This window comes from Streptomyces subrutilus (assembly GCF_001746425.1).
GTDB lineage: Bacteria > Actinomycetota > Actinomycetes > Streptomycetales > Streptomycetaceae > Streptomyces > Streptomyces subrutilus_A.
This window is the reverse complement of the sequence record NZ_MEHK01000001.1, coordinates 241361-254998: the sequence shown is the minus strand read 5'-3', so window position 1 is coordinate 254998 and position 13638 is coordinate 241361. Positions and strand designations below refer to the sequence as shown.

Below are 13638 nucleotides of genomic sequence, written 5' to 3'. Positions count from 1 at the left end.
GCTTGATGCGGCCAGTAGCCTGGCTACCGACTGCTGTACGTAGCCGGCGGGCGCCTGGACCAGGCCGTGGAGGTCCCGCATCCGTGGCCAGCAGATCGCCCGCGAGGAACAACAGCGAACCTTGGCTGCTTTCCTTGCCGACGGGAGTACGGGCCGGTTCTGCAGACGGCTTGGCGCCCTGGTAGGGGCTGAGAGTAGCCGCCGCCGGCCCAGGGGTTGCTGCTCTCAGATAGGGGCCGGGGCGGGTTCCTCGGCCTTCGGCGGGTTTGCGGGCGGCGGGGTGGCCTCGGGCACGGGCCAGGTGTAGAGCACCATGCCCTGCCGGTTGTCCCTCTCGAGTTTGTCCTTCTCGACGAGCCGCTGCAGGGCATTGCGGATTGTCTGAACCGACGTCGCGCGATCGGGGTGCGCCGCTTCCAGCTCGCTCTGGATCTCGCTGACCTTCTTGGGCTCACCGGGCTGCTTGGACAGGATCTCGCTGAGGAGATTGCCGAGCGTGGGCTCCGCCTGCGTGGTCTCCTTGGCCCCGGCAGCCGCGGTCTTCTTGGCAGGCGTCTTCTTGACAGCCGCGGTCTGCTTCGCGGGGGTTTCCGAGGCCCTCTTGGCCGTCGTCTTCTTGGCGGAGGCCTTTTTGGTTGTGGTTGCCTTCGTCGCCGGAGCCGCGCCGTCTGCCGGCTTCTCCATCCTCGGCAGCGGTACGGCCGCCGCATCCGTGCCTTTGCCGACCGGGGGAGTGCTGCTTGCGGGCTGGGCAGGACCCGGCGGCGGCTCAACACCAACAGCCCGCGGCGTGTCCGCCAGCGCCGCGGCGAGCCACTTCTCCTCTCCCCGGAGCTTGTTCAGGCGCGCGGTGAGGGTCGCCTGCTCGGCCTGGTTGGCTGCGAGGGCGGCGGTCAGATGCTCCGTGTACTCGGTCTGGATCGGGGTGTTGACCGGCTCTTTGTCCACTGCAGTCCACGCTCCTTCTGGAGGGATGTGCGTTGGTGCCGGATGCTACTCGCCGTCGGCCGGGACCGGTTGGTGAATCCCGCGACCTCTGCCGGTCTGTGCCGAACTCACTCAAACCCCGACAGGGGTACGACAGCACTCACACGTGGGTGTGCGCTCCTCGCTGGCTGGGCTATGAAGAACAGGCCGCAACGCAGGTCAACCTTCGGGCGCTCGGCTTCCTCGACCGCATCAAGTAGAGGCATCAACAGCCTGAGCCTGTCCGGCTGATGACCGCGCGGCCCGCCCACAGTCCCGGCGGCCGGGCCGTCCCATGAGACCACCCCGTTCTGCCGCAGCCTTGCCTGAGCGGCCTCCCGCGCGGCCCCGTCCTGCGGATCGAACGCGAACCCACTGCCAGATCCGACCTTGTAGGCGCAGATCGCCGCCGGTTCATCGCTACGGCCCTCCGAGAACCATCCGGCGGTCTCCGGTTAGCGGTTAACGGCTGGCGCATGACGACTGCCTCTTTACTGACGTCGAGTGCACCTCGCAGGGCGTGCGCGAGTACGACCCGTACGCGAGTTGGAGGATCGGGGCGGGTGGTGCCCGAGGGCAAGACGGTCGGGTGGCCGTCGGACTTGGGGTCGGTCCCCACCTACCACGCCCTCGAACAATTCGGCGGCGCCGTAGGCACCATCTTCGCCCCGTCCGGGCTCGGGCAGAGCGACGCCGGGCGACATGTGGCTCGCCCTGGCGCGCCTCCAGACCGCCGCCTGGAATGAGTGGCGCGTGGAACCGCCGCAGGCGGGGAAGCGGCGAGGCATGGAAATCCTGATGGCTATGCGCAATGGTGATCACCGGCTGACCAAACGGATGGCCGCCTGGGACTCGGCCTGGGCCCGCCGGGTGCTGCCGCCGGTCGAGGACGCGGCCGAGCACACGAAGCTGTGGTGGGCGGCAGCTGTGGCCATGGCGGCCGGCGGGGGCTGGCGGGGCCGCAAAGCTGCGGCTGCCGGCATCACGGCGATGGCGGTGGGGGAGCTGCTGTCCAACGGGGTCGCGAAACAGCTCGTCGAGCGGCCCCGGCCGCCGAAGGAGTGGATCCCCCACGACGATGTCGAGGAGCGGCCCGATAGCTCCTCCTTCCCCTCCGGACATACCTGCGCCGCCGTGGCTTTCACCGCGGGGGTCGCACTGTCCTGGCCCTGGGCCGGTGCCGCATGCGCCGTACCCATGACACTGGTGGCACTCGAGCGGGTCCACAGCGGCGCGCACTACCCCTCCGACGTCGCAGCCGGCGCTGTCATCGGCCTTGCCGCGGCCGCCCTGGTCCGGAAGGCGCCGAGCATGTTCCTCCGGTACACGGGATGACCGCAAGTCGCTGCGGGTGACCGGTGGCCGGACCTGCTTCACAAGGCCGACACCTACTACACCCATTGGTACGCCACGAGCCTGACGAGCCCCGCTGGGGATCTGGCGTCTCGGAGTCGGCGGCGGCACGGAAGAGGGTGCTCGTAGGGTGTGCGTATTATCCGGATATGGGCCGCGTGCGCCGAAGCGGCCGTCCCTGACGCACCGAGCGGCAAGATCCGCCGGCACCGGGGGCGGCGCAGCCTCCGCGCCTTTGCGATGTATCTGGCCCCGGCCGCTGTCATGCGGGTCGCGGGAGGGCGGGCTGGTGTCCGATGTGGTTCAGGAACCAGTGGTAGTCGTCGGTGAGGTCAGGGACGTCGAGGGTGAATGCGGGTAGCGCGGCGGTGGGGAGGGCGGCGAGTCATCTTTAGCTGGTGACGATCACAACCTCGAGCCGCGACGCACTCCCACTGCGTCTCGCGGTTCGTGAACGCTCCCCGGCTTCCACGCTGCCGTCGTTCGTGCTGAACAGCGCCCTGAGATCCCGACCTGCCCCATCCACCCCCGATTTCGGTGATCACCGGCGCCCAACCCATGTGGACTGACTGGGGCTTGGAGGAAGCATCTCCCGGATCCAGCCGGCCCTGCCAGTAGCCCTCTACGACATCGGAACGACACCACCCCGTTGAACTGCGCCAATCGGGGAATCCGAGAGAGAACCACTTGTCCGACGTGTGGAGTGTGAGGGCCGAAGCCGCCCCACCCCTGTGTAAGGAGATGCCCCTCCGTGAGCACCGCCCCAGCGCTGATACCGGGTTCCGTCTTCGATGCCGCCTTGGACGCCGCGTACGAGACACACCGCCGCTTCCGGCACGGTGCGTTCGCCGAAGCCTGTCCGACCTGCCATGTTCCCGCAGGCGAGCTCTGCCTGGCCCGGCGCAGCGTCCACGCCGCTCGCCGCCGAGCCCACCGCGCCCACACGGAGCGCCCCAGGATCCCACTGCTGACGGCGCTGGCCCGATGAGCGCCCCACCGATAGCGCTGCGACGAACCTGATGGCCATGTGATCGCACGCGCCGCACTGAATCGACGGGGTGGGAGCGACCTGTTGCCGGTAGACCGGTTGTATTGATCCAGGGAGTGTTTTAGAAGTTGCCGGTGTGCTGGGCGGGCCGTCCGGGGAACTCGCGGGCGGCCATCCAGGTGGTGAGGTCACGGGCGATCTGGTCGATGCTGGTCTCGGTGGCGACATCGTGTTCGCGGCGGGTGGTGTCGCGGCGGACGACCTCGTAGCCGCCTTCGTCCAGGACCGCGACCGAGGTGAACCAGGCCGGGTCGTCCTTGTCGGGCTGGATGACGGCGAAGGCGTTGTCCGAGTCGTTGAGGTCGTCGATCAGCATGAACAGCGCGTCCTCGGACGGGTCGTCGATGTGGTCACCGCTCTCGCTCTCGGCCCGGTAGTACGCAGCCTCCATCGGCCCTGTCTCCCCTCAACCCGCTGACCTGATCGCGGCCAGAACGACACGCAGGACCGACACTCCCGGCAGGTCACAGCCATTCGCTGATCGCGGCGATGAGGACGGTCGCCTCAAAGCGGACCGCGAGCTTGTCGAACCGCGTCGCCACCGCCCGATTCCGCTTCAGCCGGTTGATGCCGCACTCGACCGCGTACCGGGCCTTGTAGTCCTCACGGTCGAAGGCCGGAGGCCGCCCGCCGGACTTTCCCCGGCGCTTGCGGTGGCCGGCTTGATCGGCAGGCTCCGGAATCGTGCAGCGGATCCCGCGCCGACGCAGATACGCACGGTTCGCGCGCGATGAATACGCCTTGTCACCACGGACCCGCACTGGACGGACCCGCGGCCGGCCCAGTCCGAGGCGAGGGACCCGGATGGCTTCCAACACGGCCGTGAACTGCGGGCTGTCTCCCCACTGCCCGGCTGTGACCAGCACCGATAACGGCTTCTGCCCCTGTTCGCAGGCCAGGTGAACCTTCGTGGTCCAGCCCCCGCGGGAACGGCCCCGCTGCTGCCTCCGCGGTTCAAGCGGTGCCTGTCTCGTCGTTGATCTGGAAGGTGATTACGTCGACTTCGTCGGTTCCCGCCAGATCTGGGTAGTGGCCCTTGAGTCCTGCCCGGAGTTCGGTCGCGGTCGTCAGCCCCTCGGCTTGGGCGTCCTGGTTGGTGAGGTCGCTTACCAGGCAGTGCCTGATGCCGGTCACCTCTGCCGACAGGACGACTTCGGGGTCGCTTTCAAACACCAGCCGTGCCGGCCCGAGCTGGGCCGGGTCCCGGAAGCGGGTGGTCTTGGTCTTGGCGCCGGAGCGGACGTCTTCAAGGTAGCGGGGGTTGAACCGGATGATCGGAGGACCGGCCGTCTCGGGGTCTTGGTAGAGCGATGGGTCGAGACCGTTCATGCCTTCCGGGTTCCATCGCTGAGCCAGTGGCATCAGGTCGGCGGCGAGAACGGACCTGGGCCCCGCGGGCGTGGGCACGATGACGCGCATGGTGGGGTAGTAGTCAACGAACACCTGCCGATCGCGCCCGCACGGGCCGATGACCCCCCGCCCGTGGTTTCCCACGGCAACGATGCAGCGCATCTGGCGGGCGCCCTGGCCTCGTGCGGCTCCCAGAGCCACGAGTTCGGCGCAGGGTCCGCCGGTGAAGTGGTAGAGGTTCACGCCAGCGAACATCCGGTAGTCGGCGGCCATGACCGCAGCCCCCATCGTGTGGATCCCGTCTTCGTCGGGCCCGGCGTCCGTATGCGCGTCTATGGTGCGGCGTGCCAGCTCCACGAGCTCACGCTCGTCACTATCGAGAGCTCGTGCAGATGACGGTACGTACACGTTTTCAGCCTTCCCTTTCGTCAGCAGTCGCCAAGATCATTCCACGCCATGCAGGTGCGCTCCACGGGATTTCGGCTTGCCTTGACTGGGCCCCTGGGGTGGTCCCGTGGGCAGGGATGGAGCGCCCTGGCTGAGGCTGGTCGTGGTCACGGACGACGGTCCCAAGCCGCTGCTCTGCCGTGACCGTGGTGGCCCATTGATGCCGACGGTGAAGGCAAGCGGCGGTGTTCTGCACGTCGGTGGGGCCCTGAGCGCTCGGCCCCCGTATTTCAGAGGGGATACGAGGGACACGCACGCTGTTCTGCCAGCGGCAGAACACCGACCGGACCGGGCTCGGCGATCACTACAGTCCAGTCCCATGACGACGATCACGACGCGTACGGTCGAGTACCCGGCGGACGGTTTGACGATGATCGGGCACCTCGCGCTCCCGGCCGGTGTCGACCGCCGGCCCGCGGTGCTGCTCGGACCAGAGGGCATGGGACTGAGCGACGTCGAGCGCCGCCGGGCCGATGCTCTCGCCGAGCTGGGATATGTAGCGCTGGCCTTCGACCTTCACGGCGGGCGCTATTTGGGCGACCCCGAGGAGATGCTGGCCCGTTGCATGCCGCTGCTCGCCGACCCCGACCGGATGCGGGGCATCGGCCATGCGGCACTCGACGTGTTGCGCACCGAACCGCGGACCGACCCCGACCGGATCGCCGCCGTCGGCTACGGAACCGGGGGTGCCGTAGGGCTGGAACTCGGGCGCGACGGCGTCAATCTGCGCGCGATCGGGACAGTCAACGCCCTGACCACGGGCCGACCGGGCGAGGCAGCGCGCATTCGTTGCCCGGTGTGGGCCGGGGTCGGGTCGGAAGACCCGATCATGCCGCCCGCGCAACGGAAGGCTTTCACCGCTGAGATGCAGGCCGCGGGCGTCGACTGGCGCCTTGCGGTCTACGGCGGCGCCCTGCACGCCTTCCACCACCCGCCGGTCGACCACCCCGTGGTCCCCGGTGTCGGCTACCACCCTCAGCACGCGCAGCGAGCCTGGCGTGACGTCGTCGACCTGCTCGCCGAGTGCCTGCCCATGACAGAGTACTGACCACGCGCTGAGTCGCATCAAGATCAACTCATGACCCCTTTGACACGTATCCCGGCCGGTCCGGGAAGTCCCGCTGACCCACCCCGCGAGGAGAGCCCCGACCGGGTCCACGCCCGCCCCCGACCTCGCCACTGTCGATCCGATCCGTTCGCCGGGTCGATGGCCAAGGTCGCCCAGACCGCTGCGGCGGCACGTTGCCGATCTCCGACGTCGTACGCCGCGCCGCCCAGAAACTGTGCCCAGGGCGAGGAGGACGAACTCACCGGCCCGGAGGAGAACCTCGCCCCGGGCTGGGCCGCCGACGGGCCGCGCCCGCTGCTCGACGACCTGGTGCGCGATGCGATTCTGGCTTCCCCGGCCTGGCCGAACATGGCGGGTCGGCCTCATGTCGTGCCCCGCGCACCCTTGGCTCCGTCACCTAAATCGGGTGTGAACCCGAAGAGGACGATCAGCACCCCGATGGCGCCCACCAGCGGTTTGGTGTACCCGCTCACGGTCTCTCCCTTCTCTCTGTCACGACGATGCTCACGGCCTCTGCGGGGCGACGAAGATCCCTGCGGTAAGGGCGAGCTGGTGGGGGCCGGGGTCGGCGTGAGCGGTCAGGTGCTGCTCTGGCGTGACCGCCGCGAGGGTAGGCGAACACCGGTCGCGGACCTCACCTCGTAGGCGCGGGCGCCAACGCTCAACGACTGTTGCCCCTCTGCCGCCCAGCACACCATTCCCGCGCTGTCGTGTGCCAGGAGGCCTGGACGGTGCTCCGGTTACCGCTCGGCTCCGATACAGGAGTTCGGGAGACGACGCCTGAACGGGCTGCACCCCGAGCTTGGTCAGTCGCTCCTGTTGCTCGGGCCGGAGCCGCGCCCAGGTGGCAGGCTGTTTCTGCTGCTGGAGCCATTTGCCGAGGTCGTCGCCGTCCATCAGCACGCCGGGTGCGATGTCGGGCAGGCTGCCATCAGCGTCGACCAGGTCCGCCAGGAGACGGTAGTGCCGCTGCCAGTCCCGGGGCCAACGCCGGCCCGGTCACCGGTTCACCTCGTAGCGGAGCCGCGGCGTCCCTGATCTTGAGCTCTGCCACCCCGCCCGGTGGCGGGAGTAAGGGCCGACACCGCCCGGGCCGGCCGCCCGTCGGGGACACCTGCTTCCCGGGTGGAGAACCGAGTGCGGCCTGCACGAGTACGAAGTTCATCGCTACGTGGGCTTGTACCAGCACATCGCCCTGGCAATGAGCGCCCACGGAATCCTCGCCGGCCTCGCCACCGACGAGGCCGCAAAGGGGGAAGCAGAAGACGACCCCACCCGTACCGCCGTCACTCTCACCGTGGAAGAGATCCGACGGCTCCTGAAACATCTCCTGCCCCACCACCGAACGCACTGACCTCGCCCAGTGGGACCGCGCCCTGAACTGGTCCCATTGGCGTCGGCGCCACCAAGCCACTGCCCAACGCAGCTACGACCTGGGAAGAACCAGCTCAGGACACGATCCGCTGCTGGAGTACTAGGCGAAGGAGAACCAGTTGACGTTGACGAAGTCGGCTGGCTGGCCGCTGTCGAAGGTCAGGTAGACGTCGTGGGTGCCGGTGGTGCGGCCGATGTCGGCGGGGACGGTGCGCCAGGCCTGCCAGCCTCCGGTGTTGCCGATGGCGAGGCGGCCGACCGGCGTGGCCGTGGGGCTGTCGAGGCGGACTTGGATCAGGCCGCTGACTCCGCCGACGGCGCCGGAAGCGACACGGGCGTCGAAGCGGGTGGCGCCGGTGGAGCCGAAAGCGACGGCCGAGAACTTGAGCCAGTCGCCGTTGGACAGATGGCCCACGTCGGATCCGCCGCCGTGGTCGGAGCAAGCCTCGACCTGTGCTCCCGACTGGGCGTTGAACGCCTCGGCCTGGATGGTGGTGAAGGCGCTGACCCCGCCGCCCGGGGCGGTGGCGGTCGGCGTCGGGGTCGGTGTGCCACCGCCGCCGGCCATACCGCCGACCGTGATGGTCCAGCGGCCGGGGTTGCCGGACTGCACCCTGCCCTCGAAGTCGACTCCGGCCGGGTGCACGTCGTCGTACGGGAAGGCGTACCCGAGGTGGTCGGGGGTGGTGTGGTGAAGGATGCGGGCGTAGTGGTTGGTGCGCGGGCGGGTGTAGAAGGCGGCGGGATTTTCGGCGGTCGGCTGGTGCGGGTTGTCCAGCAGGGTGGTGCGGTTGAAGGCTGCGGCGAGCCGTGCGCTGAGATTGCCCATCAGGTCGTTGCCCGTGGTGAAGGGCGCGTCGCTGCAGGAGAAGATCGAGAGGGTCGACGGCTTGGTGAAGCTGCCGACTCCGGGGAAAGTGAGGGTGTCGCCGTTCACCCGGCCGGTGACGGTTCCCCACGTGAACTGGGTGTCGACGCGCAGGTCGGTGGAGCGGTACTTGTTCCACACCTCGTCGACGTAGCCGTCGAAGTAGCCGCGGAACAAGGCGCTGTTGCCGCGGATCGCCAGGTTGGGACTGAGTACGCGCAGGTCACGGCCGCCCGCGGTGACGATCAGCCTGCTCCAGTCGCTGCCGTCGGCGGCGGACTGGGCCCGTAGCGCGGCGGCGACCCGAGACAGTCCGTCGGCGGGGAGCCCGCGCACCGTCTGGGTGCCCTGCCCGGTCTCCAGCTCGAAGGCGATCGGCAGCGAGACCATGTCGACGAACGTGATGTTGGCGTACAACTGGTCGCTGTTGAAGGTGAATTCACAGAAGTCGTGAGGAACGTTCGCGTTGGGGTCGGAGGGGTTGCTCACCGACGGCAGGGCCAGGCCGCCACCGCGGTTCATCAGGAAGGTGAGTTTCGTGCCGACGGAGAAGTAGATGCGGCCGCTGTCCAGGCGCGGCAGCGTCACCCTCCGTGCCCCGGAGTCGGAAGCGTTGAGCGGAATGGCGCAGTCGACCCCGAGCGGGGTCTGATCGTTTGCCGGAGCCGGCGGGTGGTACAGGCTGGAGCCGTCGGCCTGGATGAAGGTCCAGTTGCCGCCTGCCGCGGGGTCGCGCCCGAGCACGTAGGCGTACACCGTGCTGTTGCCGGTGGTGTTGACCAGGTCGAGGGGGAGCGTGGCGGGGGTGGACGCGTTGGCGCTCACCTCGAGCCAGGTGGCCGCGGCGGGTACCGCCAGGGCCAGGCCCGCTGTCGTGGCGAGGAGTTTTCTGCGGGACATCGTGCGCTGGTGGCGAGCCGTCACGGTGGGGATCCGTTCTTCGTGAGGTCGGGTGGGGGAGCGGTCGGACACAAGGGCGGGGGAGGAGGGGGGGGCGGCGGGGCTGGTCGGTCAGCCGACCGTCCACTTCTGGTTCGCGGCGCCGGTGCAGGTCCAGGTCTGCAGCCGGGTGCCGTCGGCAGAGGAGTTGCCCTTGGCGTCCAAGCACGTGCCGCCACCGGTATTGGTGAGGTCGGGGACGGGGGTGTACGTCCACTGCCGGGCCGCGCTGCCGATGCGGTCGTGCAGCCGGATGGGGGTGCGGTCGGCGTCGGAGCCGGCGGCGACGTCGACGCATCGCCGTCGATGCCACGGATCGGGCGTGCGGTGGGGGTGCTGCCGGAGGAGGCGCGGACGTAGTCGACGGTCGTCGTCTGCGGGAAGGACGTGGAGGTGTCCGGGCTGCCGGGCCAAGGACGGGTGCAACGGCCTTTTCCTGGTACGGCCGCAGGGCTTGGCGTCGACGGCCGGCCGGTCGAGGCGCCCTGGGGGCCCTGACGAGAAGTTCCTCCGGCCCGGGCGGGGCAGCGGTGCGACGGGTCCGTCCAGGTGCTCGAGCCCGGAAGGACCCGTTCACCGTGCCGACCTCAGACGGTGTGCAGCGTCAGGCCGTAGCGGCCGAGGATCTCGTTGATCGGTTGGAACCACGTCTGGCCGCCGGACGAGCAGTTGCCCCAGCCGCCGGAGGTGACGCCTTGGGCTTGGTCGCCGCTGAGGAACGAGCCGCCGGAGTCGCCGCCCTCGGCGCAGACGCTCGTCTTCGTCATCTGGTAGACGGCGCCCTGGCTGTAGTTGACGGTCTCGTTCTTGGCGAGGACGGTGCCGCAGCGCCAGTGCGTCGTGGACCCCGACCGGCAGATCGAGGCGCCCACGGGTGCCTCGGCGGAGCCGCGTACCAGCTGGTCCGGGATGGAGCCCCAGCCGAGTACCACCGGTACGGTCCACCAGCCGCTGTGAATGCCGACGTACGCGTAGTCGTTGCCGGGGAACGAGGAGCCCTGGAAGGTGCCCATCGCGGACCCGTCCCAGCCGCGCACAGCGGCCCCCGCCTGCCCGCAGTGCCCCGCCGTTACGAAGCCGCCGTGCACGGAGAAGCCAATCGAACAGCGGACGTTGCCGGTGTAGTACGGGTCGCCGCCGACGGTGCCCGCGGCGTACGTGCGGGGCGCCTGCGCCGTCGCGGCGACGGTGATGGGGCCGCCGGCCCGGGCCCGGTCGACGAAGGCCCGTACGGCGGGGGCTTCCCGCTCAGTGCGTACGACCGAGACGACGACGCTGTTGGTCCGCGGGTCGACATGCCAGCCGGCCACACCGGCGGGGGCGCGAAGCGTGTCCAGGCGGGCTTTGGCGCGGTCCAGTGCGGCGGCGCTGTGCCGGACGAGCCGGGTGTCGGCGCCCAGGGCCCGCACCTCGGACTCTTCCGCGCGGTCGGTCACCGCGACGACGAGCCGCCCGGTGGACGGCTCGAACCACGAGCCGCCGTACGCATCACCCGCGGCCTGCCGCGCGGTCTTGTCCACGGCCGCGGCGGCCTTTTCTGCACTCAGTCGTTCCTCGGCCTGGGAAGCGGTGAGTCCGAGGTCCCGGCGCATCGCGTCGAGCAGTCCGGCGGAGGCGGACGGCTCCGGGGCGGGCTCCGGAAGCGGGACGGCGCTCGCCACGCCGACGTGGGAGGCGCCCAGGCCGACGGTAAGGAGCAGAGCGGCGACGGCGGTGCGCAGGGGGGTGGTGAGGTTCACGGGACCTCCGGTTGTGGGGAGTTGAACGCTTGAGAGCGCTCTCACAGAGTGTCGAGCGTTACGGTAACCGAACCGCGCTTGTCAGGTCCATACCAAGGGACGGCCGTCACGGCGGCACCTGCGCGAACACTCCCCGTGTCGCTGAGGGGTGGGCGCGGTTGCTTCGAAGCGCTCGGCCCCCTTGCGTGCCGGAGCATGCGGACTACGGCCTCGCCCCCCTGGGGTGACGGCGTCCGACCACAGGAGACACGGATGAAGCGTCCGACGATGCGGTTACGCGAGCCACAGCCTCACCTCGTCGCGCTCGTCTGAGCCGGCGCCCACTTCGAGAACGGTCACCTTGTCGAACGCCCCGACAACCTCGCAGCATGATCCACCTCAGCAGACCTGCAAGTCTTGGCCATTACGCCGACAGGTAAGTTGGTGAAATGGCAAGGTACTACCGGGATGAGCGAGCAGCGAAACGTCAGCCCGCGTTGCTGCCAGTACGGTCGCAGGGGGTGGACGAGGGCTACCGTCTTGTTGGCCCCGGCGGCACGTTGACGCCTGTCGTAGCGCACGTACAGTGGCTGGACGATCACCGAGCCGGATCAGACACGCACGTGATGATCTCGTTCGAAGACGGCACGAAAATCGAGTTCCCCTTCGATGCGCTCCTGGCCGCCGTCTGGCACGACGAGCAACGCGCGATCAGCGAGCCTGAGCTCAGTGCTGCCGCTCCTGCCGTATGGGGCAAGGCGGAGGAGTCCTGGGGAGAAGGGCCGTGAATGCCGAGCTGATCCACAAGTCTTGACAACTACTCTCCACCCGGTCCTCCCGGACGGCTTCACATTCTTAGGGACACAGTCATACCGGGCCCGGAGGCCAGCGGCCCCGTTGCAGGAACGCGAAAGACATAACGGGGGATGGACAGGCGGGGTCCTGCCGCGCCTCATACAGGCTCGCAGCGTCCTGAGCGCCTGGCTGTCCCGGTTTGCGCTCGCGTAGCGGGGGAGGTGCGACACCTCATCGCCCGGCGCACCGCGTACTGGCCTGCGCACGGGGCCCGCCACCAGGCCCCGGAGAAGGTGGCCGCCGCGCCCTTGGCCTGTCGGTGGATGCCACCCGCGGTCTCTTGGCCCGCTTCGGAGGCGGGCCCCTCCACACCGTCTGACCACATACGGCAGGACGCTCACCTTCGCAGCCGATGGGCGGGATGTGGCCTGTACTGCTGCCCGCCTGCGAGGATAAGAAACCCGTAAATGTCGCGTGCATGATCGAGAAGGGTCGGGGCAACCGCTGTTTCGGAGGTTGATAACTATGGTTCCCCTGCTTCTCGTTCTTCTGCTCGTTCTGATCCTTTTCGGCGCCGGCTTCGCGGTGGAGATTCTTTGGTGGGTCGCGATCGCGGTGCTGGTGCTGTGGCTGATCGGGTTCGTCGCCCGCCCGAAGGGCGGCAGCGGACGCTGGTACCGCTGGTAGCGGCACACGAAAAGTGACACGACATAGCGCTGCGGCGGTGCACAGTCCCCTGGGGGCTGCGCACCGCCGCAGACGTGTGCGGAGTCAGCCCGACGCGATGAGCTGACGCACATGAGGTGAAGGCGCATGCCGGGGGTATGCGGCACATAACGGGGCCGGGGCCCAGATGCTGGTCCATCAGCCGCTTCTCGTCTTCGCGTCAGCTGCCGGTACTGGCGGCCGTCTGCCCAGACCGGCTCCCAGTAGGCAGCGCTCCCGGTGGACGCGGTAGTGGTCACGGCTCTCCTTCTCGAGTGGGCGGCATGGCCGCGGTGTCGGGCGGGGCGGGCATGTCCCGCAAGGTGCGGATGGTGGAGGTGAGCAGCAGGACGACGGGAGGAACTACGGGCCGCGCCGACGGCGAGGGCGGCCCGGGCGTCGAGGAGGACCGCGAGTGCGCCGGCGGTTGCGGCGGCCAGGGGGCGGCTTCCGGCGGTCACCGTGGTGCTGGCCGCGCTGCATCCGGCCCTGGAAGCGCGGGGCGCACAGGACCTGGCGGAGGGATCGCTGGCTGACTCCTGACGCGGTCGCCCAGAACAGCTGTGCGGCGAGCGTCCCCGCCAGGACGATCTGCCAGCCGGGCCCGGGCCCGGCCAGGAGCAGCGGCACCTGAGCGAGGGGGCTGATCGCGAACCCGGTGATGATCGTCGGTCCGACGCCGAACCGGGTCGCGATCCTCGGCGCGAGCAGCGCACCGGCCAGGCTCCCCATGCCGCCCGCTCCCATGATCACCCCAAATGCGGACGGGGAGGCTCAAGGGCCGACGAGGCAACGATGGGCGCTCCCGCAGCACAGTTTGATCACGGCCCGCACCAATCACCCCGCTCTGTCCGAACGATCGCGATGGGGCGTGGCAACAAGACATTAGGTTCACCTGGTTCATCGTTTTATTACTGAGGAGTTCTGAACCAGATGAGAGAACCGTCGCCTGCCTCCGCAGGCCGACACCTCTCGGCCTCGCTCGCGTGGATACGGGGGACCGCGC

14 protein-coding genes and 1 pseudogene are annotated in these 13638 nt (G+C 69.2%); 6 read left to right on the top strand and 9 right to left on the bottom strand.

The window, feature by feature from the left end:
- Positions 1-225 precede the first annotated feature (225 nt).
- Positions 226-948, bottom strand: a complete 723-nt coding sequence (locus tag BGK67_RS38615; RefSeq protein WP_069918276.1) for a hypothetical protein — start codon at positions 946-948, stop codon at positions 226-228.
- A gap of 816 nt (positions 949-1764) precedes the next feature.
- Between BGK67_RS38615 and BGK67_RS02170 the strand changes: the two genes are divergently transcribed.
- Positions 1765-2301 carry a phosphatase PAP2 family protein gene (locus BGK67_RS02170; RefSeq protein WP_347878389.1) on the top strand — a complete coding sequence of 179 codons (537 nt, stop codon included), beginning with the start codon at positions 1765-1767 and terminating at the stop codon, positions 2299-2301.
- A gap of 769 nt (positions 2302-3070) precedes the next feature.
- Entirely contained in the window at positions 3071-3307 is a 237-nt protein-coding gene (locus tag BGK67_RS38210) for a zinc finger domain-containing protein (protein ID WP_141753992.1), read from the top strand.
- A gap of 121 nt (positions 3308-3428) precedes the next feature.
- Here BGK67_RS38210 and BGK67_RS02165 read toward each other — a convergent pair whose 3' ends face one another.
- The 3 genes and pseudogenes from BGK67_RS02165 to BGK67_RS02155 form a co-directional block, all read right to left on the bottom strand.
- Positions 3429-3758 (bottom strand): hypothetical protein, encoded by a 330-nt coding sequence (locus tag BGK67_RS02165; RefSeq protein WP_069918274.1) that lies wholly within the window; start codon positions 3756-3758, stop codon positions 3429-3431.
- 73 nt (positions 3759-3831) lie between these two features.
- Positions 3832-4311 (bottom strand): annotated as a pseudogene (locus BGK67_RS02160) (IS5 family transposase); the annotation flags it as partial.
- A gap of 10 nt (positions 4312-4321) precedes the next feature.
- A complete protein-coding gene (locus BGK67_RS02155) occupies positions 4322-5074 on the bottom strand; it encodes an ASCH domain-containing protein (protein WP_069918272.1) in 753 nt (250 codons plus the stop codon).
- Between the two features lie 409 nt (positions 5075-5483).
- Here BGK67_RS02155 and BGK67_RS02150 point away from each other — a divergent pair, with 409 nt between their 5' ends.
- Positions 5484-6212, top strand: coding sequence for a dienelactone hydrolase family protein (locus tag BGK67_RS02150; protein WP_069918270.1), 729 nt, complete (start codon positions 5484-5486; stop codon positions 6210-6212).
- A 525-nt stretch (positions 6213-6737) separates the two neighbouring features.
- Here BGK67_RS02150 and BGK67_RS41125 read toward each other — a convergent pair.
- Positions 6738-7157 (bottom strand): helicase associated domain-containing protein, encoded by a 420-nt coding sequence (locus BGK67_RS41125; RefSeq protein WP_432215502.1) that lies wholly within the window; start codon positions 7155-7157, stop codon positions 6738-6740.
- A gap of 277 nt (positions 7158-7434) precedes the next feature.
- Here BGK67_RS41125 and BGK67_RS38610 point away from each other — a divergent pair, with 277 nt between their 5' ends.
- Complete coding sequence (locus BGK67_RS38610) at positions 7435-7587, top strand: hypothetical protein (RefSeq protein ID WP_167739529.1); 153 nt, start codon at positions 7435-7437, stop codon at positions 7585-7587.
- A 120-nt stretch (positions 7588-7707) separates the two neighbouring features.
- Here the strand turns inward: BGK67_RS38610 and BGK67_RS02140 are convergent, their stop codons facing one another.
- The 3 genes from BGK67_RS02140 to BGK67_RS02130 all read right to left on the bottom strand — a co-directional run bounded on the left by BGK67_RS02140 (position 7708) and on the right by BGK67_RS02130 (position 11153).
- Complete coding sequence (locus BGK67_RS02140) at positions 7708-9399, bottom strand: beta-1,3-glucanase family protein (protein ID WP_244291109.1); 1692 nt, start codon at positions 9397-9399, stop codon at positions 7708-7710.
- A gap of 87 nt (positions 9400-9486) precedes the next feature.
- Positions 9487-9840 (bottom strand): RICIN domain-containing protein, encoded by a 354-nt coding sequence (locus BGK67_RS02135; protein ID WP_069918265.1) that lies wholly within the window; start codon positions 9838-9840, stop codon positions 9487-9489.
- Between the two features lie 161 nt (positions 9841-10001).
- On the bottom strand, positions 10002-11153 hold the full coding sequence (locus BGK67_RS02130) for a S1 family peptidase (protein ID WP_208948638.1): 1152 nt from the start codon (positions 11151-11153) through the stop codon (positions 10002-10004).
- 500 nt (positions 11154-11653) lie between these two features.
- On the opposite strand from BGK67_RS02130, the gene BGK67_RS38205 reads away from it, so the two are divergent.
- Both BGK67_RS38205 and BGK67_RS02125 read left to right on the top strand, forming a co-directional pair.
- Positions 11654-11920 carry a hypothetical protein gene (locus tag BGK67_RS38205; protein ID WP_141753991.1) on the top strand — a complete coding sequence of 89 codons (267 nt, stop codon included), beginning with the start codon at positions 11654-11656 and terminating at the stop codon, positions 11918-11920.
- A gap of 532 nt (positions 11921-12452) precedes the next feature.
- Complete coding sequence (locus BGK67_RS02125; protein WP_069918249.1) at positions 12453-12614, top strand: hydrophobic protein; 162 nt, start codon at positions 12453-12455, stop codon at positions 12612-12614.
- Between the two features lie 381 nt (positions 12615-12995).
- Here BGK67_RS02125 and BGK67_RS39375 read toward each other — a convergent pair whose 3' ends face one another.
- Entirely contained in the window at positions 12996-13364 is a 369-nt protein-coding gene (locus tag BGK67_RS39375) for a hypothetical protein (RefSeq protein WP_208948637.1), read from the bottom strand.
- Positions 13365-13638: the final 274 nt, after the last annotated feature.

Bases quoted from the DNA above. Each gene is read 5' to 3' on its own strand.
- BGK67_RS02170 (WP_347878389.1), top strand. From the start codon at position 1,765: ATGGCTATGCGCAATGGTGATCACCGGCTGACCAAACGGATGGCCGCC.
- BGK67_RS02165 (WP_069918274.1), bottom strand. From the start codon at position 3,758: ATGGAGGCTGCGTACTACCGGGCCGAGAGCGAGAGCGGTGACCACATC.
- BGK67_RS02150 (WP_069918270.1), top strand. From the start codon at position 5,484: ATGACGACGATCACGACGCGTACGGTCGAGTACCCGGCGGACGGTTTG.
- BGK67_RS38610 (WP_167739529.1), top strand. From the start codon at position 7,435: ATGAGCGCCCACGGAATCCTCGCCGGCCTCGCCACCGACGAGGCCGCA.
- BGK67_RS02125 (WP_069918249.1), top strand. From the start codon at position 12,453: ATGGTTCCCCTGCTTCTCGTTCTTCTGCTCGTTCTGATCCTTTTCGGC.
- BGK67_RS39375 (WP_208948637.1), bottom strand. From the start codon at position 13,364: ATGGGGAGCCTGGCCGGTGCGCTGCTCGCGCCGAGGATCGCGACCCGG.